The sequence below is a fragment of the Parasphingopyxis marina genome (assembly GCF_014237875.1).
Taxonomy (GTDB): Bacteria; Pseudomonadota; Alphaproteobacteria; order Sphingomonadales; family Sphingomonadaceae; genus Parasphingopyxis; species Parasphingopyxis marina.
Genome location: NZ_JACJVJ010000001.1, coordinates 1,328,252 through 1,351,803, shown reverse-complemented (window position 1 = coordinate 1,351,803; position 23,552 = coordinate 1,328,252). Strand labels below are relative to the sequence as shown.

29 protein-coding genes are annotated in these 23,552 nt (G+C 63.4%); 17 read left to right on the top strand and 12 right to left on the bottom strand.

The window, feature by feature from the left end; genetic code table 11:
* The first annotated feature begins 28 nt into the window (after positions 1–28).
* The 10 genes from H6P80_RS06735 (at position 29) to H6P80_RS06690 (ending at position 9,956) form a co-directional block, all read left to right on the top strand.
* Entirely contained in the window at positions 29–1,327 is a 1,299-nt protein-coding gene (locus tag H6P80_RS06735; RefSeq protein ID WP_185800532.1) for a sensor histidine kinase, read from the top strand.
* Positions 1,328–1,427: 100 nt separating this feature from the next.
* On the top strand, positions 1,428–2,810 hold the full coding sequence (gene pstC, locus H6P80_RS06730; RefSeq protein ID WP_185800531.1) for a phosphate ABC transporter permease subunit PstC: 1,383 nt from the start codon (positions 1,428–1,430) through the stop codon (positions 2,808–2,810).
* Positions 2,810–4,099 (top strand): phosphate ABC transporter permease PstA, encoded by a 1,290-nt coding sequence (gene pstA / locus H6P80_RS06725; RefSeq protein WP_185800530.1) that lies wholly within the window; start codon positions 2,810–2,812, stop codon positions 4,097–4,099. Before pstC ends, pstA begins: the two co-directional genes overlap by 1 nt.
* A gap of 4 nt (positions 4,100–4,103) precedes the next feature.
* Positions 4,104–4,913 (top strand): phosphate ABC transporter ATP-binding protein PstB, encoded by an 810-nt coding sequence (gene pstB / locus H6P80_RS06720; protein ID WP_185800529.1) that lies wholly within the window; start codon positions 4,104–4,106, stop codon positions 4,911–4,913.
* A 13-nt stretch (positions 4,914–4,926) separates the two neighbouring features.
* Positions 4,927–5,643 carry a phosphate signaling complex protein PhoU gene (phoU, locus tag H6P80_RS06715; RefSeq protein WP_185800528.1) on the top strand — a complete coding sequence of 239 codons (717 nt, stop codon included), beginning with the start codon at positions 4,927–4,929 and terminating at the stop codon, positions 5,641–5,643.
* Positions 5,640–6,338 carry a phosphate regulon transcriptional regulator PhoB gene (phoB, locus tag H6P80_RS06710; protein ID WP_185800527.1) on the top strand — a complete coding sequence of 233 codons (699 nt, stop codon included), beginning with the start codon at positions 5,640–5,642 and terminating at the stop codon, positions 6,336–6,338. The genes phoU and phoB overlap by 4 nt, the downstream gene beginning before the upstream one ends.
* 147 nt (positions 6,339–6,485) lie before the next feature.
* The gene (locus tag H6P80_RS06705) at positions 6,486–6,821 is read left to right on the top strand and encodes a hypothetical protein (protein WP_185800526.1); all 336 of its coding nucleotides are present in this window, start codon (positions 6,486–6,488) and stop codon (positions 6,819–6,821) included.
* 159 nt (positions 6,822–6,980) lie between these two features.
* The gene (locus H6P80_RS06700; protein ID WP_185800525.1) at positions 6,981–7,886 is read left to right on the top strand and encodes an SDR family NAD(P)-dependent oxidoreductase; all 906 of its coding nucleotides are present in this window, start codon (positions 6,981–6,983) and stop codon (positions 7,884–7,886) included.
* Between the two features lie 17 nt (positions 7,887–7,903).
* Positions 7,904–8,677 (top strand): LytR/AlgR family response regulator transcription factor, encoded by a 774-nt coding sequence (locus H6P80_RS06695; protein ID WP_185800524.1) that lies wholly within the window; start codon positions 7,904–7,906, stop codon positions 8,675–8,677.
* Between the two features lie 103 nt (positions 8,678–8,780).
* Complete coding sequence (locus H6P80_RS06690; RefSeq protein WP_185800523.1) at positions 8,781–9,956, top strand: serine hydrolase domain-containing protein; 1,176 nt, start codon at positions 8,781–8,783, stop codon at positions 9,954–9,956.
* A gap of 4 nt (positions 9,957–9,960) precedes the next feature.
* Here the strand turns inward: H6P80_RS06690 and H6P80_RS06685 are convergent, their stop codons facing one another.
* On the bottom strand, positions 9,961–10,863 hold the full coding sequence (locus H6P80_RS06685; RefSeq protein ID WP_185800522.1) for a toll/interleukin-1 receptor domain-containing protein: 903 nt from the start codon (positions 10,861–10,863) through the stop codon (positions 9,961–9,963).
* Positions 10,864–11,031: 168 nt separating this feature from the next.
* Here H6P80_RS06685 and H6P80_RS06680 point away from each other — a divergent pair, with 168 nt between their 5' ends.
* A complete protein-coding gene (locus H6P80_RS06680; RefSeq protein WP_185800521.1) occupies positions 11,032–11,316 on the top strand; it encodes a hypothetical protein in 285 nt (94 codons plus the stop codon).
* A 150-nt stretch (positions 11,317–11,466) separates the two neighbouring features.
* A complete protein-coding gene (locus H6P80_RS06675; RefSeq protein WP_185800520.1) occupies positions 11,467–11,769 on the top strand; it encodes a hypothetical protein in 303 nt (100 codons plus the stop codon).
* A 15-nt stretch (positions 11,770–11,784) separates the two neighbouring features.
* Here the strand turns inward: H6P80_RS06675 and H6P80_RS06670 are convergent, their stop codons facing one another.
* From H6P80_RS06670 to H6P80_RS06655, 4 genes are all read right to left on the bottom strand, one after another.
* Entirely contained in the window at positions 11,785–12,930 is a 1,146-nt protein-coding gene (locus H6P80_RS06670; RefSeq protein WP_185800519.1) for a radical SAM protein, read from the bottom strand.
* A 35-nt stretch (positions 12,931–12,965) separates the two neighbouring features.
* Positions 12,966–13,175, bottom strand: a complete 210-nt coding sequence (locus tag H6P80_RS06665; protein ID WP_185800518.1) for a hypothetical protein — start codon at positions 13,173–13,175, stop codon at positions 12,966–12,968.
* A gap of 131 nt (positions 13,176–13,306) precedes the next feature.
* Complete coding sequence (locus H6P80_RS06660) at positions 13,307–13,876, bottom strand: DUF6680 family protein (RefSeq protein WP_185800517.1); 570 nt, start codon at positions 13,874–13,876, stop codon at positions 13,307–13,309.
* Entirely contained in the window at positions 13,873–14,226 is a 354-nt protein-coding gene (locus tag H6P80_RS06655) for a hypothetical protein (protein ID WP_185800516.1), read from the bottom strand. The genes H6P80_RS06660 and H6P80_RS06655 overlap by 4 nt, the downstream gene beginning before the upstream one ends.
* A 414-nt stretch (positions 14,227–14,640) precedes the next feature.
* Here H6P80_RS06655 and H6P80_RS06650 point away from each other — a divergent pair, with 414 nt between their 5' ends.
* Positions 14,641–15,705, top strand: a complete 1,065-nt coding sequence (locus H6P80_RS06650; RefSeq protein ID WP_185800515.1) for a hypothetical protein — start codon at positions 14,641–14,643, stop codon at positions 15,703–15,705.
* 88 nt (positions 15,706–15,793) lie between these two features.
* Here the strand turns inward: H6P80_RS06650 and H6P80_RS06645 are convergent, their stop codons facing one another.
* Together H6P80_RS06645 and epsC are read right to left on the bottom strand one after the other, a co-directional pair.
* Positions 15,794–16,153 carry a DUF2794 domain-containing protein gene (locus H6P80_RS06645; RefSeq protein WP_185800514.1) on the bottom strand — a complete coding sequence of 120 codons (360 nt, stop codon included), beginning with the start codon at positions 16,151–16,153 and terminating at the stop codon, positions 15,794–15,796.
* Complete coding sequence (epsC, locus tag H6P80_RS06640; RefSeq protein WP_185800513.1) at positions 16,153–16,860, bottom strand: serine O-acetyltransferase EpsC; 708 nt, start codon at positions 16,858–16,860, stop codon at positions 16,153–16,155. The genes H6P80_RS06645 and epsC overlap by 1 nt, the downstream gene beginning before the upstream one ends.
* A gap of 203 nt (positions 16,861–17,063) precedes the next feature.
* Between epsC and H6P80_RS06635 the strand changes: the two genes are divergently transcribed.
* The 3 genes from H6P80_RS06635 to H6P80_RS06625 all read left to right on the top strand — a co-directional run bounded on the left by H6P80_RS06635 (position 17,064) and on the right by H6P80_RS06625 (position 19,579).
* Complete coding sequence (locus H6P80_RS06635; RefSeq protein ID WP_185800512.1) at positions 17,064–17,828, top strand: sulfite exporter TauE/SafE family protein; 765 nt, start codon at positions 17,064–17,066, stop codon at positions 17,826–17,828.
* A gap of 62 nt (positions 17,829–17,890) precedes the next feature.
* The gene (locus H6P80_RS06630; RefSeq protein ID WP_185800511.1) at positions 17,891–18,793 is read left to right on the top strand and encodes a LysR substrate-binding domain-containing protein; all 903 of its coding nucleotides are present in this window, start codon (positions 17,891–17,893) and stop codon (positions 18,791–18,793) included.
* 117 nt (positions 18,794–18,910) lie between these two features.
* The gene (locus tag H6P80_RS06625; protein WP_185800510.1) at positions 18,911–19,579 is read left to right on the top strand and encodes a fasciclin domain-containing protein; all 669 of its coding nucleotides are present in this window, start codon (positions 18,911–18,913) and stop codon (positions 19,577–19,579) included.
* Between the two features lie 54 nt (positions 19,580–19,633).
* On the opposite strand, the gene H6P80_RS06620 is transcribed toward H6P80_RS06625, so the two are convergent.
* The 3 genes from H6P80_RS06620 to pgsA are packed head-to-tail and all read right to left on the bottom strand — an operon-like array spanning position 19,634 to position 20,902.
* A complete protein-coding gene (locus tag H6P80_RS06620) occupies positions 19,634–20,080 on the bottom strand; it encodes a molybdenum cofactor biosynthesis protein MoaE (protein WP_185800509.1) in 447 nt (148 codons plus the stop codon).
* A complete protein-coding gene (gene moaD / locus H6P80_RS06615) occupies positions 20,077–20,334 on the bottom strand; it encodes a molybdopterin converting factor subunit 1 (protein ID WP_185800508.1) in 258 nt (85 codons plus the stop codon). The genes H6P80_RS06620 and moaD overlap by 4 nt, the downstream gene beginning before the upstream one ends.
* Before the next feature lie 4 nt (positions 20,335–20,338).
* Positions 20,339–20,902: a CDP-diacylglycerol--glycerol-3-phosphate 3-phosphatidyltransferase gene (gene pgsA / locus H6P80_RS06610; protein ID WP_185800507.1), complete on the bottom strand. Its 564-nt coding sequence runs from the start codon at positions 20,900–20,902 to the stop codon at positions 20,339–20,341.
* A gap of 148 nt (positions 20,903–21,050) precedes the next feature.
* Between pgsA and H6P80_RS06605 the strand changes: the two genes are divergently transcribed.
* On the top strand, positions 21,051–22,331 hold the full coding sequence (locus H6P80_RS06605; protein ID WP_185800506.1) for an MFS transporter: 1,281 nt from the start codon (positions 21,051–21,053) through the stop codon (positions 22,329–22,331).
* Positions 22,332–22,365: 34 nt separating this feature from the next.
* Here H6P80_RS06605 and H6P80_RS06600 read toward each other — a convergent pair whose 3' ends face one another.
* A complete protein-coding gene (locus H6P80_RS06600) occupies positions 22,366–22,560 on the bottom strand; it encodes a hypothetical protein (RefSeq protein WP_185800505.1) in 195 nt (64 codons plus the stop codon).
* A 126-nt stretch (positions 22,561–22,686) separates the two neighbouring features.
* The gene (locus tag H6P80_RS06595) at positions 22,687–23,535 is read right to left on the bottom strand and encodes an HpcH/HpaI aldolase/citrate lyase family protein (RefSeq protein ID WP_185800504.1); all 849 of its coding nucleotides are present in this window, start codon (positions 23,533–23,535) and stop codon (positions 22,687–22,689) included.
* Between the last annotated feature and the right edge of the window lie 17 nt (positions 23,536–23,552).

Below are 23,552 nucleotides of genomic sequence, written 5' to 3'. Positions count from 1 at the left end.
TAACAATCGCGCTGTATTGTCCTGGCGCATGGCCGAAATAACGCCTCCTCGCGCGATTGTCGCGCTGTTAACCCTCTTTGGCCTCGGTTGGGCCGGCTATGCCGCCGGCGCGCCGCCCCTGGGCCTGGCGCTCGGATGCCTTGGCGGTGCGGTTTTCGGCGCGATCCTGCTCTGGCGGCCGGCGCCCGAGCGGCCCGAACCCGAGCCGCAGGCCGCGCCGGAACCGCCCGAAGAAGCGCTGTTCCCGACCCTGGAAGAGCTGATGAACGCGATCGACGATCCCAGCCTGCTGGTCATCGGCCGCCGCGTCGTGCGCGCCAATCCGGCAGCCCAGGCGTTGCTCGGCACGCATATCATCGGACAGGATGTACGCCTCGCAATCCGCCATCCGGCCGCCGCCGAGCGATTGATCGGCGATACCAAGGACGACGAATCGCGCATCGCCATCGAACTGGTCGGCATCGGCGAACGCGAACGGCCCTGGGAACTCGTGATCCACGAACTGAAGAACAACACCCGTTTCGTCCGCCTCGCCGATCGCAGCGGCACCCAGGCCGCCGAAAAGATGCGCGTCGATTTCGTCGCCAATGCCAGCCACGAGCTGCGCACCCCGCTTGCCTCGTTGCTCGGCTATATCGAAACGCTGCAGGACGGCGCGGCCAAGGACAAGAAGACGCGCAACCGCTTTCTGGAAGTCATGCACGGCGAAGCGAGCCGGATGCAGCGGCTGATCGGCGACCTGATGTCACTTTCCCGCATCGAGGCCGAGCGTTTTCGCCCGCCCGCCGAAACCATCGAGCTCGGCCCGCTGATCGACGAGGCCTGCCAGGCGACCTGCGCCACGTTGGGGACCGATCTTGCGCAAATCCGTATCGAAAGCGCCGACAAAAGCGTCGCGATTGCCGGCGATCGCGTGCAGATCGCCCAGCTGGTGAGCAATCTGGTCGGCAATGCGCTCAAATACAGCCCCGAAGAGAGCCCGGTCACGGTCGCCTATGAATCGGTTTCCGAAACGATGGTCCGCCTGGTCATCGAAGATCGCGGCGAAGGCATATCCCCCGAACACCTGCCCCGCCTCACCGAGCGGTTTTACCGTGTAGACCCCGGCCGAAGCCGTTCCATGGGCGGCACGGGGCTTGGCCTCGCCATCGTCAAACATATCGTCGAGCGCCATCGCGGGCGGCTGAACATCGAAAGCGAGCCGGGCGTCGGCACGCGGGTAATCGTGCACCTGCCGAAAAATCCGCCCACGTTGTCATCTGCTCGTAATGAGAGTGTCACAAAGGCTGATGCGCCTTCCTTGGTCGCAATGCGCGATTCGCGTTGACCGGCATTCATGGGGCAAGAGATCGGGCATGATATGGTTTTCGCGCGGGGTGCCGCGCGGCTGTTTCGCGCCATAATATCGGTAGGGATTCGCGCTTAAAGTGTCGCTGTTCAGCTTGTTTTTCCTGATTCTGGGGCTCGCCGCCATCGGGTGGATCACGGCCCGGATGCGCGCGATGCGGATGCGCCCGGCCGCCCCCGCGCCGCGCCCCCATTCGCTGCCCGGCTATCATGGCTGGTATGTCGCGCTCTGGCTGGCGATTCCTGCGCTCGCCTTTCTCGTCCTGTGGTCGATCCTGATGCCCGGCCTTGTCGAACAATGGGTTCTGGCGAGCCCGGCCGCGCAGGCGCTGCCGGCCGCGGATATCCAGCGCACCGCGATCCTCAGCGAAGCGCATGCCCTGGCCGACGGCTCACTGTCCGCCGCCTTCAACGAGGAAGCGCGTGCGCTCGTTCCGGCCTTCCAGGAAGCCAACAGCTTCTACGGCACAATCGGCATCGTCGCGACGCTCCTTCTGGCCTTTGCCGGGGGCGGTTTCGCCTTTTTGCGGGTGCGCCCGGATTTCCGCGCACGAAACCGGGTCGAGAAGCTCGTCATGTGGGTGTTGCTGCTCGCCTCGCTGATCGCGATCCTCACCACCGTCGGCATCGTCGCCTCGCTGCTGTTCGAAACCATCGTCTTTTTCGACCGCATCTCGATCACCGAATTCCTGTTCGGCACGCACTGGAACCCGCAATCGGCAACGGCGGGCGGCGACGAAGGGTCGTTCGGCGCGATCCCGCTCTTCTGGGGCACCATCCTGATCGGCGCGATCATCGCGATGATCGTCGCGATCCCGCTCGGCCTGATGAGCGCCGTCTACCTCACCCAATATGCGCGGCCGCGCGTGCGATCCATCATGAAGCCGGTGCTCGAGATCCTCGCCGGCGTGCCGACCGTCGTCTATGGCTATTTCGCGGCGCTTACCGTTGCCCCCGCCGTGCGCGACTTCGCGGTCAACATCCTCGGCGTTTCGAGCGCCTCTTCGGAAAGCGCGATCGCCGCGGGCGTAGTGATGGGGGTGATGATCATCCCCTTCGTATCCTCGATGGCGGACGATTCGCTGGCCGCCGTGCCCGGCGCGATGCGCGACGGCAGCCTCGCCATGGGGGCGACCAGCTCCGAAACCATCAAGCGCGTGCTGATCCCCGCCGCGCTTCCCGGCATTGTCGGCGGCGTGCTGCTCGCGGTCTCCCGCGCCATCGGCGAGACGATGATCGTGGTGATGGCCGCCGGCCTCGCCGCTAACCTGACCGCCAACCCGTTCGAGAGCGTGACGACGGTAACGGTGCAGATCGTCCAGCTGCTGACCGGCGATCAGGAATTCAACAGTTCCAAGACGCTGGCCGCCTTCGCGCTGGGCCTTGTCCTGTTCATCGTCACCCTGCTGCTCAACATCATCGCGCTGAGCGTCGTGAAACGCTTCCGGGAGGCCTACGAATAATGAACGCCGCCCAATTCCCCGCCCGCGAGCCGACCGACTGGACGACCGATGCGATGCAGCGGCGTATCCGCGCGCGCTACCGCGCCGAAAAGCGCTTCCGCATCTACGGCCTGTTCGCGGTACTGCTGTCGGCGGGCTTCCTCGCCTTCCTGCTGATCACGATGCTTTCGAGCGGCGCGCGCGGTTTCACCCAGACCGAGATCGCCCTGCCGGTCGATTTTGCCGCGTCCGACATTTTCCTCGAACCGGCGCAGCTCGAGGGAGGGGACCGCGACCAGTTGCTGGCCGGCGCCGATTTCCAGGGGCTTGCCGAGCAGACCGCGATCGACGCCTATGGCGAGGACGGCACGATGCTGATCTCCAACGGCGCCTGGCTGCGGCTGCGCGAAGCCGTCGCCGACGATCCCGAATTGCTGAGACGCGAGGAACGGATCTGGGTGCAGGCGTCGACCGAGGTCGATTTTGCCGCACGCGGCGCCGACGGCCTCCACATGACCGACGAACGCCGTGCGATGATCGATCGCTACGCGCAGCTGGAAGCGGACGGCAATGTCCGCCGCGGCCTCAGCTGGACCTTCCTCTCGTCGGCGGATTCCAGCGACCCGACGCTTGTCGGCATCTGGGGCGCGTTCAAGGGATCGCTGCTGACGATGATCGTCACCATCGCCCTCGCCTTCCCGGTCGGCGTGCTCGCCGCCGTCTATCTGGAGGAATATGCGCCCAAGAACCGCTGGACCGACCTGATCGAGGTTTCGATCAACAATCTGGCGGCCGTTCCCTCGATCATTTTCGGCCTGTTGGGCCTGGCGGTGTTCATCAACACCTTCCACCTGCCGCGATCCGCCGCGATCGTCGGCGGGCTGACGCTCGCCCTGATGACGATGCCGGTGATCGTCATTGCGGGGCGCAACGCGATCAAAACGGTACCGCCCTCGATCCGCGATGCCGCGCTCGGCGTCGGCGCCTCGCCCGTGCAGGTGCTGACCCATCATGTGCTGCCGCTCTCGCTGCCCGGTATCCTGACCGGCACGATCATCGGCATGAGCCGCGCGCTCGGCGAAACCGCGCCGCTGCTGCTGATCGGCATGCGCGCCTTCGTCCCCTCCCCGCCCTCGGGTTTTACCGATGCGGCGACCGTGCTTCCGGTCCAGATTTTCCTGTGGTCCGACGAACTCGATCCCGGCTTTGTGGAGAAGACCTCGGCGGCGATCATCGTGCTGCTGGTTTTCCTGCTCGCCATGAACGGCATCGCGATCTGGCTGCGCAACAAATACGAACAACGGTGGTAACAGAATGAACGACGAAATCGCCGCCCCGGCAACCGACCGAATAGCGATACCGCCCGAAACGCTGAAGATGACGGCGCGCGACGTCGACGTCTTTTATGGCGCCAAACAGGCGATCGAAAAGGTGTCGATCGATATCGGCATGGACCATGTCACGGCATTTATCGGCCCGTCGGGCTGCGGCAAGTCTACCTTCCTGCGCACGCTCAACCGGATGAACGACACCATTCCGATTGCCCGCGTGACCGGCCAGATCGAACTCGACGGCGAGAATATCTACGATGCTTCGATGGATGTCGTGCAGCTGCGCGCCCGCGTCGGCATGGTGTTCCAGAAGCCCAATCCCTTTCCGAAATCGATCTTCGAAAATGTCGCCTACGGCCCCCGCATTCACGGGCTTTCCACGAGCAAGGCCGAGCTTGAGGAGATCGTCGAGAAATCGCTGGTCCGCGCCGGCCTTTGGGACGAGGTGAAGGACCGGCTGACCGAAAGCGGCACCGCGCTCTCGGGCGGCCAGCAGCAGCGCCTGTGCATCGCCCGCGCGATCGCCGTCGATCCCGAGGTGATCCTGATGGACGAACCCTGCTCGGCGCTCGATCCGATCGCCACCGCCAAGATCGAGGAACTGATCCACGAACTGCGCGGCCGCTACGCCATCGTGATCGTCACCCATAATATGCAGCAGGCCGCGCGCGTTTCGCAGCGGACGGCCTTTTTCCATCTCGGCACGCTCGTCGAATATGGCGAAACGTCCGACCTGTTCACCAATCCGCAGAAAGAACGGACGAAGGACTATATCACCGGCCGCTACGGCTAAGGGGAAAGCGACGATGTCCAACACCACCGAACATACCGTCAAGGCGTTCGACGACGATATCGGCGAACTGCGCGCGCTGGTTTCCGAAATGGGCGGGCTCGCGGAAACCGCGATCGGCGACGCGATCCATGCGCTGATCCGCTACGATCTGGAAACCGCGGCCCGCGTCGTCGAACAGGACGACCGGATCGACGAACTGGAGGCCGAAGTCGAACGCCACGCCGTCCGGCTGATCGCCTTGCGCGCGCCGCTCGCCGACGATCTGCGCGAGGCGGTGGCGGCGATGAAGATCGCCACCGTCATCGAACGGATCGGCGATTATGCGAAGAATATCGCCAAGCGCGTGCCGGTGTTCGAACACCGGGTGGAGATCGAACCGCTTTCCATCCTGCCGGCCATGGCGCAGATCGTTTCCGAGATGGTCCATAATGTGCTCGACGCCTTTGCGGCGCGCGACGCGGAAAAGGCCAAGGAGGTGATCGAGCGCGACGAGGCGGTCGACGATTTCTACAACAGCCTGTTCCGCGCCTTGCTGACCTACATGATGGAAAATTCGCACAATATCACCCAGTCGACCCATTTGCTGTTCATCGCCAAGAATCTCGAACGGGTCGGCGATCACGCGACCAATATCGCCGAAATGGTCCATTTCGCGGCGACCGGCGAATATCTCGACGACCGCGTCGATGTGAGCGAAACATTCGCGCCCGAACCCGAGGAAGACTCATGAGCAAAGCCAAACTCCTCCTCGTCGAAGACGATATGGCGCTGACCGAATTGCTGATCTGGCATTTCGAGCGCGAGGAATTCCAGGTGCGGCACACCGCCGATGGCGAGGAGGCCCTGCTGCTCGCCCAGGAAAATCCGCCAGACCTCGTCCTGCTGGACTGGATGATCGAGGGGCTTTCGGGAATCGAGGTCTGCCGTCGGCTGCGCCGCATGCCCGACACCGCGAACGTGCCGATCATCATGCTCACCGCGCGCGGCGAGGAAGAGGACCGCGTCCGCGGTCTCGAAACCGGCGCCGACGATTATGTGACCAAGCCGTTCAGCCCGCGCGAGCTTGTCGCCCGGGTCGGCGCGGTGCTTCGCCGCGTGCGCCCGGCGCTGGCCGGCGAGCCGCTGCTTCATGGCGACATCGCGATGGATACCGTCAGCTACAAAGTGCGCCGCGACGGCCAGGTGATTCCGCTCGGCCCCACAGAGTTCCGGCTGCTCAAGCATTTCCTCGAACATCCGGGCCGGGTGTTCAGCCGCGAAAGGCTGCTGGACTCCGTCTGGGGTCATGATTCGGACATCGAGCCGCGGACCGTCGACGTGCATATCCGGCGGCTGCGCAAGGCGCTCAACAAGGGCGGTAAACCCGATATCATCCGTACCGTCCGCTCGGCGGGCTATGCGCTGGACGCCGACGGCGCCTCCTGACGCCGGGCCGGGGCCGAACAGCCCCAAATCCGCGACAATCTGTGGAGCCATGGCCCTTCACGCCCGTTGACGGTGTGAAGGATAGGAGCGGCCTATTCCAAATGGGGGCCCCAACCGCCGGCACCGCGTCCGGCAGAGGAGATATCCATGAAGAAGATCGCATTGATAGCAGCCATGATGGCCGGCACCGCGGCCTTCGCGACTCCGCCCGCACAGCAGGGCGACATGCAGGTGGAAAACGAGCCGCAAACCCAGCTGCCCAACGACCCCTATGAGGGATATGAAGGCCTTGGCGGCCCGGACGAGACCCAGGTCTATGACGGCCCGGATTCCTATACGCCGAGCCAGCCTCCGCCGGTCGAAAGCGGTGCCGCGATCCGTTCGCAGGCTGTCGCAACCTTCCAGCCGCGGGTCCGCACCGACTATCCGACCTGTTCGGAAAGCATTCGCGACAATTGCGCGCAGTCATACGATCCGCGCTAACGGAAAGCTCTCACCCCCCTACCCCGAGAGCTTGGAAACCTCCCCGGGCCTGTCCCCGGGGAGGTTTTTCATTGGGGCGACAGGGCTCTTGTCGCGCCTTTCCGCGCACGTTAACCCGCTCGGCAACCAGAACAGAACGAATCCGCGAAAGGCTATCCCATGACCATTTCCTTCGAAGACCGCGTCGCCATCGTCACAGGAGCAGGCGGCGGGCTTGGCCGCTGCTATGCGCTCGATCTCGCGAAGCGCGGCGCCAAGGTCGTCGTCAACGATCTTGGCGGATCGCGCGATGGCACCGGCCATTCGGATGCGGCGCTCAAAGTGGTCGAGGAAATCGAGGCGGCGGGCGGCACCGCGATGTCCAACGGCGCCAGCGTGACCGAAGCCGAACAGATGGAAGAAATGGTCGCCAAGACGGTCGAAGCCTGGGGCGGCGTCCATGTGCTGATCAACAATGCGGGCATCCTTCGCGACAAGAGCTTCGCCAAGATGTCGGTCGAGGATTTCAAGCTCGTCGTCGATGTGCATCTCAACGGCTCGGCGATCTGCACCAAGGCGGTGTGGGAACAGATGCGCGAACAGGCCTATGGCCGCATCCTGATGACGGCTTCCTCGACCGGGCTCTACGGCAATTTCGGCCAGGCCAATTACGGCGCGGCGAAGCTCGGGCTGGCGGGCCTCACCAAGACGCTCGCCATCGAGGGCGCCAAATATAACATCAAGTGCAACACGATCGCGCCGATCGCCGAAACGCGGATGACCGAAGACATCTTTCCCGACGCGATGAAGGGCGTTTTCGCGCCTGAAAAAGTGGCCCCGGCGGCGATTTACCTGGTTTCCGAAGACGCGCCGACCAGCACGATTATCGGTGCCGGCGCGGGCTTCTTCCATGCCGCCTATGTAACGATGACCGACGGAGTCGCGCTCCCCGAAGGCGAACTCAACGCCGAGGGCGTGGCGGCGCACTGGGCCGAAATCACCGACCGCACCGGCGAAAAAACGCCGCAAGCCGGGGCCGAACAGTCGATGCAGGCGATTGCGAAGCTGCAAGCACTGGGCGGCTGAGCCAGTGGATTAGGCGGATGGAGCAAGGCCGGTTCGTTGTTCCCCTGGCCGCATTTGCGGCGCTTTTTCTCGCCTATATCCTGGCCTTTTCGATCCCGATGGGGCTGTCGGGAAGCGCGTTTCTGTCGGCCCTGACCAATGTCGCGGCGCTTGCCGTGTGCACCGTGCCGACGGTCGCTCTTTTGCAAGCCGTCAAGCCATCGAGATTCGGGATCCCGGTCCGTATCGTCTTTCACGCGCTCGCCGCTGTCGGCTTCGCCTATGCATGGTATTTCGTCATTCTCGTCGGCTTTGCCACGGCGGCCGACTGGATCCGAAACGGACTCGTGGCTCGCGCCTTCAATGAAAATTCCCTCGTCTGGCAAATCTATCAGGGCATTACGCTCTATGCGATGATCCTGCTCTACATCGAATGGCGCGCAGCGGGTCACCGCCAAACCAATGGGGAAACCGACGCAGGGACCAGGACCGAAGGTCATTTGCTGCTGCGCGACGGCAACGAGATCATCGGGGTCGATCACACGGATATAGTCCGCTTGTCGGGCGCCGGCGACTATGTCGAAATCGCAACCGCCGTACGAACCTTCCTGTCCAATCGCACGCTGACCGCGTTCGCAGAGTCGCTGCCGGAGGATTTTGTCCGCGTGCACCGTTCGCACATCATTCGGCAGGGCGCCATCGTCCGGGCCGAGCCTGCGGGCAATGGTCGGCTGACACTCCACCTCTCCGACGGCGAGGCCGTCACCACCAGCCGGGACGGCGCGCGGTTGATCCGGCAGATCTCGGCCTGACTGTCGATTGGCCTGCCTCTCCTGTCGATTAGCGGAAAATATCCAGCCGCTCGAACGGCAGGCGCGAGGGAGGGCACTCCTCTTCACGGCGCCGAGTTCTTCCATGCGACATATAGCGATTTACCGCCTTCTTGCGCTCACGCCGGTGGCGGCGTGCGCCACAACGCCACAGGAACCGCCCGCCAGCCCCGCCCTTGCCCGACCGGCAACCGCCGAGCTCGCGCCGAGGATCGACGCGATCATGGAACGACACGGCATTACGACCGGCGCGGTCGGCATTCTGCGCGACGGCAACCTCGTCTATGAACACTATACGGGCGAAGAAGCACCCGGCGTTCCGGCGGACGCGGATACGCGCTTCGATGTCGCCTCGATCACCAAGACGGTGGCCGCCGAAACCTTCCTGCGCCTCGTCGCCGCGGGAGAAGCCGATCTCGACGAGCCGGTCTATCCTTACTGGATCGATCCGGACGTCGCCGACGATCCGCGCCACCGGCTGCTGACGCCGCGCATGATCCTGACCCAGCGAAGCGGCTTCCCCAACTGGCGTTTCTTTCGCGAGGATGGCCGGCTGACCTTCGAACGCGATCCGGGGTCCGGATACGGCTATTCCGGCGAGGGCTTCCAATATCTCTACCGCGCGATGGAAGAGAAGCTGGGCCGATCCTTCCCGGAACTCGCCGGGCGCTATCTGTTCGCGCCTCTAGGGATCGAGACCGCCACCCTTGTCGTCGATCGTTCGGACACGGCCGATATCGCGCTCGGCATCGACGCGGAGGGCGAACGCTACGATCCGGGGTGCCGACCCGGCTTCTGCTGGCCGGAGGGCAGTTGGTCGGCAGCAAGCGGATTGCTCATCACCCTGCGCGATTACGCCCGGATCATGGCTTCGATCAGCGCGGGCGAAGGCTATGGGCCGGAACTGGCCGCCGAGCGCGACCGGATCGTCACGGACCAGGGCGAGGAATCGGTCGTCGACTGCGCGGACGCGCCGGCCGATTGCCCGCGCGATCAGGGCTACGGCCTTGGCTTCGTGGAGGTCGATCTCGGCGCCCGCAGGACGATCGGCCATGAGGGCGGAGACTGGTCGCAGCTTACCCTCGCCTATAGCTATCTTCCGTCGCGCGACGGGCTCGTCATTTTCCTCAACGTGCCGATGGAGCAGGGAATCGGCGCGATGCGCGCGCTTGTTGCCCTGCTCGATCCTGCATCCCCCTATGCCATCCGCTTCGAGCAATGGCTGGCCGAACGCGAGACCGCCGGCGGCGCGGAAGACTGACCGGCTATTTGGCGCGGAAGCCGGCGAGCGCCAGCAGCGCGAGCATGCCGAAGATGGTGATCGTCGAGGCCCCGAAATTGGCGACGAGGCTGCCATTGGGTTCGGCGACGTTGCGCAGCGCATAGGCAATAAACGCGCCGAGCGTGCCGACCGTCGCCAGCGCCACCGAGGCCCAGGCATATTTGCGCTTGCCCGGCTCCATCGCGGGCGCCGCGTTGAGCGTCAGCGCGCCGGCGAAGACGATCGCCATGAAGGGTATCGCGGACACGATCGGCGAAAAGCCCGCTTCGCGCAGCCCTTCCGGCGGCCGCCAAGTGCCGAGCGCCGCGCAAAAGACCAGGGTCGCGATCGCGCCGCCCAGCACGAGCATCGCCAGCGCCGCCGCCTTCATCCAGTCCAGCCGGCGCTGCGCCACCGTGCCCGGCACGTCGATGGTCAGCACCTTGGCGAGCCGGTCGACGTCGAAATCCCAGCGCTCGTCGGTCAGCGAGATGGCGTTGCGCCGGGCGAGCTCGGCCAGGCTGGCGGGCAGTTCCTCGGTCCGCGGCATCGATGCCTCGCCGATCAGCACGGGCAGGACGGGAACGCCGTTGCGCAGCGCCGCGGCGATTTCCCGCACCACATAATCGCCCGGATCGTCGAGCCGGCGCTTTCCCTCCGCATCCGTCACGCTGGTCCAGCGTTCGCCGATCATCACGACCAGCGCGCCCGATTCCTCCAGCTTCTCGTCGATCACCTTTTCGAAATCATGGCCGTAATCGATGCCGGTCACGTCACGGAACACGCGGCCCGCGCCGAAATAATTGGCCAGCGAATCCGAAAGCCGCCCGGCGAAACCGCCGGCATCCTCGCGCCGGTAATTGACGAAAATCTTCTCGCTGCGCGCGGCCTTCGTGCCGAATGCCATGGCGTCCCCTCCGTTCGGCGACAGGATTAGCGCGCCCGGATCATATGTATAGCCGGATATCGCGAGCGCGACCGCGCCCGGACCCGCCTATTGACGGGGCCCGCGCGCCGGGGCAGGCTTTCACACGGTGTCGCATCCTTCCGTTTCCACGATTGCAAAGGAACCGATGTGCCCGACAAAAAAGAAACCCCCGCCAACACGCCCGTCGAACTGATCGAATCCGAACTGGACGATATCCAGGGCGCAGGCGATCCCGGCCCCGCCGGCGGCGGCACGCTGAAAGCGATCGGCTCGGGGCCTTCCATGGGGAAAGTCCGCTTCCAGAGCTTTTCGTCCAGCGTGAAAGCGGAAGGCAAGGGCGTGACGACGACCACCGCGATGACCGCTGCCAACTCGGGCAGCGGCGGCACCGCCCCCAGCCCGACCGAGGAAACCCCGACCGAAGAAAAATAACCGGATAACGCTCTACGCTTCTTCGGAACGCCGCCTTTTTCGGAACCTTGGCGATGCAGCGCCCGTTCAGGCGACGGACGCTAAATTTTCGCGTGCAAAACGGGAAAAACGTGCAAAACCCGAGCATGCGACGAAGCGAAGGAGAGCGTTATGCACATCGCATTGTTCATCGGAATGGCCGGCATGCTGGCCATGGCCCCGGCCGGCCAGCCCATCATCCAGTCGCCGCCCCCCGCCCCGCCGCCGAGCGCGGGCCCCGGCAATGTCGACTGGAACAATCTCACCCCGCGCGAACGCGCGATCGTCGAGGCGTTCCAGCGGGAGCGCGCCGACGAGGAGCGCGACGAGCGGACGGCGCGCGAACGCTGTATCGACGAGCAGGTCGCGCATCACGGCGGATCGCCGAGCGCGCTCGACTGGGAAGTGATCGAACTGCATTGCAGCGGTAACTGACCGCCGCCGACAGGCTCAGGCCGCCAGCGCCTCCAGCTCCTCGGCGACCGCGCACAGCCGCGCCTCGATCGGGCACGGCCCGGCGGGCGCGTCATAGGTGAATTCCAGCAGCGCGCGAATATCGCAGGCACCGCGATAATCGCACGCGTCGCAATGCCGGGCGATCTTCGCCTCGGTCGCGTCGAGCACCGCCCGGTAGGCGGGCCCGCGCACGATATCGGCCATGTCCTGCTCGATCACATTGCCCAGCGGATGTTCGGCCGCGATCACCCCGGCCTCGCAGGCCAGCGCGCCATCGGGATGCACGACGAACCGCGTCTCGCCATAGCTGCGCCGGTTGCGCGCGGTGATCGTGCCCCCTGCCCTGCGCCGCGCGGCCGCCCGCTCGGCGCGGCCCAGCGGCTCGACCTTGAAAGTGCTGCCGGTCGCGGCGCGGTGGCGCATCAGCGCAGCCAGCGCCGCAATCGCCTCTTCGGGCGTCAGTTCGAGATCCGATCCCGGCGCGGTGCCGGGCGGGGTGAACATCGGGTTGATCCGCATGAAGCCCGCGCCGGTCGCTTCCAGCGCGTCATGCACTTCGGCCAGCCGCAGGTGATTGTGCCGCCCCAGCACCACCGCCACGCCGTTGGAGGCGCCGCTTTGAGCCAGCACGCGCAGATTGGCCTCGACATCCCCGGCGCTGTCCTGCCCGCCCAGCGCGAGGCGCACATCGGCCGTGGCATCGTGCGAGACGCTGAACATGAAGCCTTCGCGCACCATCAGGTCGAAAGCGGGGTTGAGCCGATAGAGATTGGTTTGGACACCGTTGATCACCCGGCCGATGCGCAGCTTGCCGGGCCCCAGCATCTCCCGCTGCAGCGCCAGCACGTCCTCGATATAGCCGACCGGCAAGAGCAGCGGTTCCCCGCCATGCCACACCATCAGCGTTTCGGCCTCGATCCCGAGTTCCTCGAACCGATATTCGGCATAATCGGCCATCGCCTGGAACACGCGGTGCCAGCCCGAAAGCGGCAGCCGGCGGCGATCGGCCAGCCGGTCCCATTCATAGCAATAGCGGCAGCGCAGATTGCACAGGGTGGAGGCCTTCACCTGCCACAGTGTACGGACGGGCGGGGTGCGGGCCGGAGAGGCGTGGACGGGCGGGCCAGCCGGTTGCGTCATCGCGCTATCGCCTGATCCGCCGTCCGTCGTCCATCCTAAGGCGCTACATAGTCCGCAAGATCGTCGCCGCCGACCTTGATGGCGGGATCGGTGTTCACTTCCGGCTTGGGCGCCGGACGGCCGCGCTGGGCCTGCTGGCTGGCCGAAAGATCCGACCGCGCCACGCCGCCCTGGACCGCGTCCAGTTCCTTGTCCTTGAGTTCGGCAGCCTTGGCCGCCTTTTCGGTGTCGATGCTCTTCGTCATGGGTCTATCCTCATTCATGCGACGGGACGGATATACCATAAGAGCGAGATGGCGGGGAGTGATGGGGATCACTGGTAAGGTGACTATCGATTGATTGAAGCGATCCAACTTTAGCACTTTAAGTCAGGTACTTAATCCGGTTTTGGTGGCCAAAGTTCCAGTGCCGCATTCTCATTAGTTTGCGCCGCCACGCCTCGACCAGCAAGCCGCTGCAATGTCGCTTGCCGTTCCAGAGCCCGCGCTTGACGCTCTTCAGCCAATGCAGTCGGGAAATAAATGCGCCCGAAGTCATCTAGGCGCAACGTATCGGAAATACCCAAATCAATGGCCATTTCTCGCAACAGTTTTCGAATGCGCTCGTCCACCACATGATTTTGCATCGGCGCGGTATTGAGCGCCTGATATAGCTCGGCCCAAGCTTCGCGGACCGAAACGGAGTGATTGAACGCGACATCAATAGAATTAAGGGCGCGAACAGTTTCTTCGGACCAAATTTCAGCCCGCCCTTGCATGATATAGGCGAACACATTCATCCGGAATCTTCTGGATTCTAATTCGCCTTCCCCCTGCCGTCTAAGCCTTTCGCCGATCCTGGCCGCCGAAACCGGCGCGCGCCATGTGGCAACTGCAGCAGCGATTGCAGCGATGGCGCTCAAGAACGCAGCAATTACGGCTGGGTTTGATAAAATCTGAGAGATCATGCCTCACGCTCAAGTTCACGAATTTTCGTCATTCTTAGATTCACTGGGCCAAGCGGTGTTTCTAATGTGATATAGTCCAGACCGAGTGCGTCAGTTTCAAAATTTAAGGGCACTTGGTAAGTCATCCCGTCCGGCCCGGGCGTTGCTCCTTGAATGACCAACACTCCAGGGGGAACCGTGACGGTAACTTGTCCTACAAGATTGCCATCTTTCTGTGTCTGGTATGATCCATCGTAAACGACGCCAAAAGGATCTGCTCCCACTATTCGCCCACCCATAAACACGAACATAGAAAATCCCTGACCTTCACTAGCCGTCATGTAAGCAGCATAAATCCCTTCCCATGCCATGGCCTTACCCTTTCCATTTCTGAATATCCTAAAGTATGAGGCAAGGCGAATCTGGATTTTTATTTGGAGTTTGTACTAAATAAATCCCTGTCCTATTTGGAAATTCCGTGAGAGCCTCCCTTGGCGAGACTCGGCGCGCATAAGGCGCAGCCGTCTTCCGCGCAGATGCATGAGGCCAAGCCGTTGAAACTATTGATCCTATGCGAAGAACGGCAGCGATTCGGTGGTGGCAGCCCGGAATGACGCGAAACCATGCGAGTTTTGCGCCCTTAAGGGCAACAATGTTGCGCCTTTTACCCCCCGGCCTGTGTCAACCTGTGTCAATCGTATCACCGTATTGCATCACTAATACAGCTATGCTATGCCGCCGCCATAACGATGCGCTGCGCATCGGGAGAATAGGGAGATTGGCCCATGTATAGCGAGAGCGATCTGGAGGCGGCGGTGGCGGCGGGGGCATTGCAGCCCGCGGACGTCCAGAAATTCCGCGCCTTCATGGCGGCGGACCGCACCACCACCCTGGTCGACGAGGAGCATTTCCGCCTCGTCACCGGCTTCAACGATATCTTCGTGGCGATCGCCAGCGTGCTGCTGCTCGTCGCCATCGCCTGGCTGGGCGGCGAGATCCAGCCCTGGGTCGGCGCGCTCGGCGTGGCCGTCGCGGCCTGGGGATTGGCCGAATATTTCACGCGGGTGCGGCGCATGGCGCTGCCCTCGATCCTGCTGCTGCTCGCCTTTGTCGGCGGGCTGTTCGGCGCGGCCGCGATCGGCCTGATCGGCGACGAGAATAATTTCGGCCCCGGCGACGAGCGGATCGTGGCGACCTATATCGCCATATCCGGCCTGATCGCGATGGCGGGCGCCTATGCGCATTGGCGGCGCTTCCATGTGCCGATCACCATCGCGGCGGGCGCGGCGGCGCTGGTCGCGGCGGTCGTCGGCGGGATCACCGCGGCGACCAGCGGCAATATCTTCGACGATAATATGCAGGGCGTGCTGAACGCGATCCTGTTCGCCGCAGGCCTCGCCACCTTCGCCTTTGCGATGGCGTGGGACATGAAGGATCCGCGGCGCGAAACGCGGCGGGCGGACGTGGCCTTCTGGCTGCACCTGCTGGCGGCGCCGCTGATCGTCCATCCGATCTTCGCGCAGATCGGCGTGACCGAGGGCGCGATTTCCACCGGCGGCGCGGTGCTCGTCATCGGCCTCTATATCGCGCTCGCCATGGTGGCGCTGGCGATCGACCGGCGCGCGCTGATGGTCTCCAGTCTGATCTATGTGCTGTGGGCGCTGAACGGATTGTTCGAGCGGTTCGGCGCGGTCGAGACCAATGTGGCGCTCGCCGCGCTGGTCATCGGATCGGCGCTGCTGCTGCTCTCCGCCTTCTGGCACAATGCCCGCAGCCTGGTGGTGAAGCCGCTTCCGCAAGGGCTGACGGCGAAGCTGCCGGCGCTCGGGACGACGGCGGTCACGGCTTAGTATCGGTCAGAATTTCCCTTGCGGGAAATCGCCGCACCGGCCCGCACCCCCTCCCGGCCCTTTTTGCTCAGGGTCGGGATGGGGTTTCTCATTCTCCGACGATCTTGAGCAGGCGCCGTTCGATGGGCGCGAGAACGGGGCCGAGTTCCTGGCCGCGTTTCAGGATCATCCCGCTCTCGTTGTAGAGCGCCCACATGCCCTGCTTGTTGCGCAGCGCGGGCCGCTTCTCGATCCGGTAGTCGGGGTTTTCGGCGGTGCGGCGAAAGGCGGAGAAGGACGCGAAATCCTTCTCGAAATTCATCGCATAATCGCGCCAGTGCCCGGCGGCGACCATGCGGCCGTAAAGATCGAGAATGCGATTGAGTTCGTCGCGTTCGAAGCCGGTCTGGCTGGGCCGGGAGCCGCCATGACGGGCGGGCGGAAGCGGGAATGGCGTAACGCTGCCCATCAGGCGCAACCGCTCTCCCTATGGTCCTCGTCGCGCTCCTCGCGCTCGTCGCGCTCGGCGATCAACGCGTCGATCTGCTTGCGCATCGCCTCCAGCTCGCAGCGCATCAGCTCCAGCCGCTGGGTCGAGGGATCGAACATCTCGCTGCAGGGCGTGCCATAGGGAACGAAGCCTTCGGGCTTGTCCTGCGCGTCCATCAGTGTCGCCTTGGCCGGGATGCCGACCATCACCGCGCCGGGCGGCACGTCTTTCGTCACCACGGCATTGGCGCCGATGCGCGCGCCCTTGCCCACCGTGATCGGCCCAAGCACCTGCGCGCCCGATCCGATGATGACATCGTCCTCGATCGTCGGGTGGCGCTTGCCGGCCACGCCGTCCGCCGGATTGGTGCCGCCCAGGGTGACGCATTGATAGATGGTGACATTGTCGCCGATCTCCGCCGTCTCGCCGATCACGCTGAAGCCGTGATCGATGAACAGCCGATGCCCGATCCTCGCGCCGGGATGAATGTCGATCGCGGTCACGAAGCGCGACCAGTGATTGACGAGCCGGGCGAGAAAGAACAGCCGCATCCGGAACAGCCGGTGCGCGATGCGATGATAGAAAAAGGCGGCGACCCCCGGATAGAGGAGAACCTCCATGCGCGAGCGCGGCGCCGGGTCGCGGGCCTTGATCGAATCGAGATAGGCGATCAACCGGTTTGCCATCGGTGGTCTCCCTGACCGGTACGCTGGGTCGCGTTCCTTATTAAAACCCATTTAGCCTTTCAAAGCCGTAAAGCCAATTATCGGGCTGCTTTCAGCCCCCAAAGCAGGACTATCGCGGCTACGAAGCAAATCTCCATTGCGGCACCGGGGCACCCGGCGCAATTAGCGATTCCCAGGGCGATTGGCCCACCGGATTCGCGCAGATGATCGATGCCACGACACTGGAAGCATTGCTTCCTTTCATCGCGGTCGGATTTTTCGCCCAGATCGTCGACGGCGCGCTCGGCATGGCGTTCGGCGTCATCTGCAACACCTTTCTCGTCACCATGCTCGGCCTCACCCCGGCGCGCGCGTCGGCCAAGGTGCATATCGTCGAAACATTCACAACCTTCGTCTCGGCGGTCAGCCATATCCTGCATGGCAATGTCGATCGGAGGCTGTTCTTCCGTCTGCTCGTCCCCGGCATTATCGGCGGCGTGCTGGGCGCCTATTTGCTGAGCAATGTCGACGCTTCGGCCGTGAAACCCTTTGTTCTGGCCTATCTTGTCGGTATCGGCATCTATCTGCTCGTGCGCGGGTTGCTCTACCCGCCCAAGCACCAGAAACCGAAGGTGGTCGAACCGCTGGGCCTAATAGGCGGCTTTCTCGATGCGGCCGGGGGCGGCGGCTGGGGCCCGGTCGTGACGTCCAACCTGCTCGTCCAGGGAGTTGAGCCGCGCAAGGTCGTCGGTACCGTCAACACCGTCGAATTCTTTCTCACGCTGACGATTTCGGCGACCTTCATCGCCAATCTGGGTTTTACCGATTTCGCCGGCCCGGTCGTCGGCCTGTTGATCGGCGGCGTGGTGGCGGCACCGTTTGGCGCGTTCATGGCAAAACGCGTGCCGACCAAGGCGATGCTGATCATGGTCGGGATCATCCTCACGGTCACCAGCGCCTACGGCGCCTATCGCGCAATTATTGGTTGAGGGGACTGGAGCTAAGCGACAAAATTGATTATTGATGGGCGTATCATTGATTGGATCAATATATGTCCACCTACCTTCCGACACTCAAGCAGCTCCAATATCTGGTTGCCCTGCGCGATCACGGCCATTTCGGCAAGGCGGCCGAAGCCTGTTTCGTCACCCAGTCGACATTGTCTGCAGGCCTGCGCGAGCTGGAATCGTTGATCGGCATCACCCTGGTCGAACGCACACGACGTGTCGTGCGCTTCACGCCGCTCGGCCTGGCCATCGCCGACAAGGCGCAGCGCGTCTTGCGCGAGGCGGAGGAGCTGTCCGAAATGGCCCGCGCCGCGGGCAATCCGCTTTCCGGCGAAATGCGCATGGGCGTGATCCCCACCATCGCGCCCTTCCTGCTGCCATGCATCCTGCCCAAGCTCCGCGCCGATTGGCCCGACCTCAAACTCTTCCTGCGCGAAGAGACGAGCTCAGCCGCCTGCGAATCCCTCCAGCGCGGCCAGGTCGATTGCGTGCTGCTCGCCCTTCCCTATCGCTGCGGCGAAGTCGAAACGGCCGAACTGTTCGACGACCGGCTGTTCGTGGCATTTCCGAAGGGCGAGCCCGAAAACCCGCCCAAGATGATTTCTCCCGAGCTGCTCGATGAAGGCAGGCTGTTGCTGCTCGAGGACGGCCATTGCCTGAAGGATCATGTCCTCGCCGCCTGCAACCGGCCCGAGCTGCGCGCCGAGGCCCGGATGATGGGAACCTCGCTCCACACGCTCGTCCAGATGGTCGACAATGGCCTTGGAACCACTATGCTGCCAGAGATGGCGATCAACGCAGGCATATTGCGCGACACCGATATCGTCGCCAGGCCGCTCGATGCCGAGCATCCGGCACGCACGATTGCGCTCGTGTGGCGCAAGAACAGCCCGCGTGAAAAAGACTTCCGCCTGCTGGCGGACGCGATGCGTGAGGCTGCCTGCTGACCTCCCGGCGATGTCCGGCCCGTTTTGGCCGGTTTTTCCCGCTTTCCCTGTTCAGCTCAGCCACAGATTTTGTATGTTACTATGTGTTTCAACAACCCAATGAGGAGAAGAATCTTGATGAACTTGAAGCGAAAGGCCGGTACGCCCAGCGTATCCTTGGCACTGGCCGCCTTCGCAATGACGTCCACTCCGGCGCTTGCCGATCACCATGAAGGCGAAGCCGAAGCACCGGCCGAAGCCGCTGCCGCGACCGACGCAGAAGCCAGCGCCGACGCAGAAACCAGCGAAGCCGTTACCGTCGGCGGCGCGGAAATGCTGCCGACGCAAACGATCGTTACCAATGCATCGAATGCGTCCAATCTCACGACCCTTGTCGCCGCCATCGAGCAGGCCGAACTGGTCGATACCCTTTCCGGCCCGGGACCGTACACGGTCTTCGCGCCGACCAACGAAGCTTTCGGCATGCTGCCGGACGGCATCGTCGACCAGTTGATGCAGGATGCGGTGAAAGCCCAGCTCGCACAGATCCTCAGCTATCACGTGCTCCCGGGCGAGCTCGATGCCGAGACACTGACCCAGCGTATCGAGGCGGCGGGCGGCGAATTGCTCCTGACGACCGTCGAAGGTTCTCCGCTGCGCGCGACCATCGTCAATGGCGCCGTCGCGCTGCATGACGAACTTGGCGGTGTCGGCTATGTGACCCAGCCCGACGTGCACCAGTCGAACGGCATCGTCCATGTCATCAACGGCGTGCTCCTTCCGCAGCCGGAAACCGGCGACGACTAGGCCCTTACGCAATCACCGGGAAAGGGCGTCGCGCTGCGGCGCCCTTTTTCTTTGTCAGCCGCTCCAGCGATCCCGCGCAGCATCGTCGGCCGCTCGCGCCGCGACCCACTCGCTGCGGCCGTCCGCAAACTCTTCGCGCTTCCAAAAGGGAGCGTCGGTTTTCAACCAGTCGATGATGAAATGCATCGCCTCGATCGCGTCGCGACGATGGTGCGAAGCCGTCCCGACGAAAACGATCCGAGCGCCGGGCCCGAGTCGCCCGACCCGGTGGATTATGGTCACGCCTGCCAGCGCCCAGCGCGCGGCTGCCTGGTCGGCGATCCCGCCAAGCGCCTTTTCCGTCATCCCCGGATAATGTTCGAGCCCCATCGTCCGAATCCCGCCCTCGCCGCGCACCAGCCCCGTGAACGTCGCGACGGCCCCGCCGCCCAGGCCCTCGAGCCGCGCAATTTCCGCGCCGGGCTCGAAATCTTCCGGCTGGATGCGAATCTCGGGTGTCATCCCCCTGTTACCGGTGGAAAGATCGCGATCTCGCGGACGCCGTCAAGCGGCGTATCGAAGCCGGCAAAGACCTGATCGACGGCAACACGAAGCTTGTCCCGGGTGCCCAGCGCCTCGCCATAGCCGTCGCCCTTGGCCGCCAGCCAAGCAACAAGATCGCCAACGGTCTGCGCGTCAGCCGGGGGTTCCGCCGTCTCGCCATCCTTGCCGATCGCTTCGCGCACCCAGGCGAAATAGAGAAGCTCGATGCCCAAGGCTTCAGTCCATGTGCCGGAGCCCGGCGCGCAGATAATCCCAGCCGGTCACGATCGTCAGCCCGGCCGCGAGCCAGAGCGATACCAGTCCGACCAGCTTGATCCAGTCGAATTGCGGCCAGGGCGCGTGGAAGGCGGCCCCAGCGAGGATTAATGCGCCGAGCGCCACCATCTGGAAGGTTGTCTTCCATTTGGCGAGCCTGCTGACCGGCACGGATATGCTGAGACCGGCCAGGAATTCGCGCAGTCCCGAAACCGTGATTTCTCGGACCAAGATGACCATCGCCGCGATCACATGCCAGCCTTCGATATCGCGGGTGAAGATCAGCATCACGATGACCGCTGCGATCATGACCTTGTCGGCGATCGGATCGAGGAAAATGCCAAGCTTCGACACGGTTCCTTGCGACCGTGCGAGATATCCGTCGAAATAATCGGTCACGCCTACGACGCAATAGAGGATGAAGGCGCAGATATAGCCGAGCCAGGCGGAATCCCAGAGCAAGGCGACAAGAATGGGGACCGCGAAAATCCGGGAAAGGGTCAACAGGTTGGGCAATGTCAGCATGACGCGGCCATCCCTAGCCGCTTTTGCCCGGCGCAATAAAGAGCCGATTGTTTCATCTCTGTTATCGTTCCACTTGGCGCACCGTTACGGCTCCGCTATGTCTCGCCCCCAGCATTCGACGCGCCCTTCCGCTTCCAGCAAGGACTGCATGCCGACATCCCTGCTCCTTCTGGCGAAGCGCCGCTTCCTGCCCCTTTTCGTGACCCAGATGCTGGGGGCGTTCAACGACAATCTCTTCAAATTCGCGATGATCGTGCTCGTGATCTACGAGGTCTATGACGATGAAACGCTCGAATTCCAGTTCAGCACGATAACCACCGGGCTTTTCATCCTCCCCTTTTTCCTGTTCTCGGCGATCGCCGGACAACTGGCTGACAATCACGATAAGGCGAAAATCATCCGCGTCGTGAAGACCGCGGAGATCCTGATCGCGATCACCGGCGCTGCGGGCCTCATTCTCCAGTCGATCCCGCTGATGCTGACGGCGCTGTTCGCGCTGGGTCTGCAATCGACTTTTTTCGGGCCGATCAAATATGCGCTGATGCCCCAGCACCTGGAAAAGGACGAGGTTCTGGCCGGTACGGGCCTCGTCGAGGCGGGCACCTATGTCGCCATCCTTGCGGGCACGATTCTCGGCGGCGTGATCATCGACTGGTTCGGCCCCTATTGGGCGGCGATCTGGGTGTTGAGTGTCGCCGTTATCGGCCGGATCTCTGCCCAATTCGTGCCGCCGGCGCCGCCGCAAAAGGAGCCCGAACCGGTCGATTACAACATCTTCCGTTCCTCCTATCGGCTCATCTATGGCACCCTGCACATCCGGCGCCTGTTCCTCGCGATCATCGCGATCAGCTTTTTCTGGACGATCGGGTCGGTGCTGATCATCCAGTTCCCGCCGCTGGTAAAAAATGTGCTGACCGCCGACCCGACCGTAGCGAGCCTGTTCCTCGGCATCTTCTCGATCGGGATCGCGATCGGATCGGTGCTCGCCAACCGGTTGCTCAAGGGCCAGGTATCGGCGCGGATCGCTCCTGCCAGCGTGATCTTGATGGGCGCATTCGTGCTGCTTCTCTATTTTATTTCCGTGCAATGGGAAGGTCTGTCCGACGGCGGCCTGTACGACCTTCACGGTTTCATCCTGCACGACGACAGCTGGCTGCTGCTGGGCACCTTGATCGGCGTATCGATCGCAGGGGGCATGTTCGTCGTGCCGCTATACGCCTTCATCACGACGACCGTGGACATCAGCCAGACGGCGCGCACGGTGGCGGCCAACAATGTCGTCAATTCAGGCTGCATGGTGCTCGGCGCGCTGGCGGCGTACGGGCTTAGCCTGCTCGGCGTCTCGACGACCGAACAGCTGTTTCTGGTTGCCAGCATGTGCCTGGTTTCGGCCTGGACGGCCTGGCTACTCCACAAGGCCTGCGATTAGCTCGCGATGGAGGCCCGGTGCGGGGCGGTGCCGCTTAGCCCAGAAACGTGATGAAGAAGACGAAGCCGCAGCCCCAGGTAATTGTGAACAGCTTGGCATCGCGGGCCAGTTCGTCCCGCCGGGGGAAAAGCGGTTTGCGGCGGGAGATCGGTTCGTCCGTATCGTCGCTACGGTTGATGAGCCGCGCGGTCAGCGGCGGGTAAAGCGATTCGGTCGGTGCGGCAGCCATGACCGCATTTTTAACCTTTTGTTTAGGACGAGCGTTAGGGCCAAATTAGGTTAATCTGGGGATCGCGACGTACTGTCCCGCCCGGGGACATTCCCATTCCCGCATTTTCAACGATTTAGCGAAGGATCAGGCGGCAGCGTCGATCATATCGGAAAGCGCGACCAGCTTTTTCGCTTCTTCGAGATGCAGCCGTTCGGCCATCTTCCCGTTTACCCGGATGACGCCTTTTTCGGTATTTTCCGCCTCTTCGAACGCCGCAATGATCGCGCGGGCCTCGTCCAACGCATCGGCCGAGGGGGAATAAATCCGATTGGCAATGTCGATCTGCGCGGGGTGGATCAGCGATTTGCCCTCGAAGCCAAGCGTACGGCCCTGATCGCACTCGTCCTTCAACGCTTCCGCGTCGCCAATCCCGTTATAGACGCCGTCGATGGCGACCTTCCCGTGTGCACGGGCCGCCGTCACCGTCATCGAGAGCGCCGTCAGGAAGGCCCGGCGATCCGGCGTCATTGCAGCGCGCATATCCTTGCCGAGATCGTTGGTGCCCATGACGAGGGCGGCCAACGCGGGCGCAGCCGCGATCTCTGCGATATTGAGGACGGCGAGCGGCGTTTCGACCATCGCCCATACCGGGATCTCACCGAGCGCGGCATGCCGGATATCGTCGGCCGAATTGACCTTGGGTACCAGCACCGCCGCCACATTGGCAGCCTTCGCGGCGGCGAGATCGTCCTCGAACCAGGGCGTGCCGATGCCATTGACGCGCATGACGAGTTCCCGCTCCCCATAGTCGCCGTCTTGCACCGCTTCGGCAACCGCATCGCGCGCTTCGACCTTGGCATCGGGCGCTACCGCGTCCTCCAGGTCGAAGATGATGACGTCGGCGGGAAGCGATTTCGCTTTCTCCATGGCGCGGTCGTTCGATCCCGGCATGAACAGGCAGGATCGGCGTGGTCGGAAGGCAGCATCGGACATGCCCGCCTTATTTAGGA

Excerpts from the sequence above, each read along its gene's own strand:
- H6P80_RS06735 (WP_185800532.1), top strand. The coding sequence starts at position 29 with ATGGCCGAAATAACGCCTCCTCGCGCGATTGTCGCGCTGTTAACCCTC.
- pstA (WP_185800530.1), top strand. The coding sequence starts at position 2,810 with ATGAACGCCGCCCAATTCCCCGCCCGCGAGCCGACCGACTGGACGACC.
- pstB (WP_185800529.1), top strand. The coding sequence starts at position 4,104 with ATGAACGACGAAATCGCCGCCCCGGCAACCGACCGAATAGCGATACCG.
- phoU (WP_185800528.1), top strand. The coding sequence starts at position 4,927 with ATGTCCAACACCACCGAACATACCGTCAAGGCGTTCGACGACGATATC.
- phoB (WP_185800527.1), top strand. The coding sequence starts at position 5,640 with ATGAGCAAAGCCAAACTCCTCCTCGTCGAAGACGATATGGCGCTGACC.
- H6P80_RS06705 (WP_185800526.1), top strand. The coding sequence starts at position 6,486 with ATGAAGAAGATCGCATTGATAGCAGCCATGATGGCCGGCACCGCGGCC.
- H6P80_RS06700 (WP_185800525.1), top strand. The coding sequence starts at position 6,981 with ATGACCATTTCCTTCGAAGACCGCGTCGCCATCGTCACAGGAGCAGGC.
- H6P80_RS06695 (WP_185800524.1), top strand. The coding sequence starts at position 7,904 with ATGGAGCAAGGCCGGTTCGTTGTTCCCCTGGCCGCATTTGCGGCGCTT.
- H6P80_RS06690 (WP_185800523.1), top strand. The coding sequence starts at position 8,781 with ATGCGACATATAGCGATTTACCGCCTTCTTGCGCTCACGCCGGTGGCG.
- H6P80_RS06685 (WP_185800522.1), bottom strand. The coding sequence starts at position 10,863 with ATGGCATTCGGCACGAAGGCCGCGCGCAGCGAGAAGATTTTCGTCAAT.
- H6P80_RS06675 (WP_185800520.1), top strand. The coding sequence starts at position 11,467 with ATGCACATCGCATTGTTCATCGGAATGGCCGGCATGCTGGCCATGGCC.
- H6P80_RS06670 (WP_185800519.1), bottom strand. The coding sequence starts at position 12,930 with ATGACGCAACCGGCTGGCCCGCCCGTCCACGCCTCTCCGGCCCGCACC.
- H6P80_RS06665 (WP_185800518.1), bottom strand. The coding sequence starts at position 13,175 with ATGACGAAGAGCATCGACACCGAAAAGGCGGCCAAGGCTGCCGAACTC.
- H6P80_RS06660 (WP_185800517.1), bottom strand. The coding sequence starts at position 13,876 with ATGATCTCTCAGATTTTATCAAACCCAGCCGTAATTGCTGCGTTCTTG.
- H6P80_RS06655 (WP_185800516.1), bottom strand. The coding sequence starts at position 14,226 with ATGGCATGGGAAGGGATTTATGCTGCTTACATGACGGCTAGTGAAGGT.
- H6P80_RS06650 (WP_185800515.1), top strand. The coding sequence starts at position 14,641 with ATGTATAGCGAGAGCGATCTGGAGGCGGCGGTGGCGGCGGGGGCATTG.
- H6P80_RS06645 (WP_185800514.1), bottom strand. The coding sequence starts at position 16,153 with ATGGGCAGCGTTACGCCATTCCCGCTTCCGCCCGCCCGTCATGGCGGC.
- epsC (WP_185800513.1), bottom strand. The coding sequence starts at position 16,860 with ATGGCAAACCGGTTGATCGCCTATCTCGATTCGATCAAGGCCCGCGAC.
- H6P80_RS06635 (WP_185800512.1), top strand. The coding sequence starts at position 17,064 with ATGATCGATGCCACGACACTGGAAGCATTGCTTCCTTTCATCGCGGTC.
- H6P80_RS06630 (WP_185800511.1), top strand. The coding sequence starts at position 17,891 with ATGTCCACCTACCTTCCGACACTCAAGCAGCTCCAATATCTGGTTGCC.
- H6P80_RS06625 (WP_185800510.1), top strand. The coding sequence starts at position 18,911 with ATGAACTTGAAGCGAAAGGCCGGTACGCCCAGCGTATCCTTGGCACTG.
- H6P80_RS06620 (WP_185800509.1), bottom strand. The coding sequence starts at position 20,080 with ATGACACCCGAGATTCGCATCCAGCCGGAAGATTTCGAGCCCGGCGCG.
- pgsA (WP_185800507.1), bottom strand. The coding sequence starts at position 20,902 with ATGCTGACATTGCCCAACCTGTTGACCCTTTCCCGGATTTTCGCGGTC.
- H6P80_RS06605 (WP_185800506.1), top strand. The coding sequence starts at position 21,051 with ATGCCGACATCCCTGCTCCTTCTGGCGAAGCGCCGCTTCCTGCCCCTT.
- H6P80_RS06600 (WP_185800505.1), bottom strand. The coding sequence starts at position 22,560 with ATGGCTGCCGCACCGACCGAATCGCTTTACCCGCCGCTGACCGCGCGG.
- H6P80_RS06595 (WP_185800504.1), bottom strand. The coding sequence starts at position 23,535 with ATGTCCGATGCTGCCTTCCGACCACGCCGATCCTGCCTGTTCATGCCG.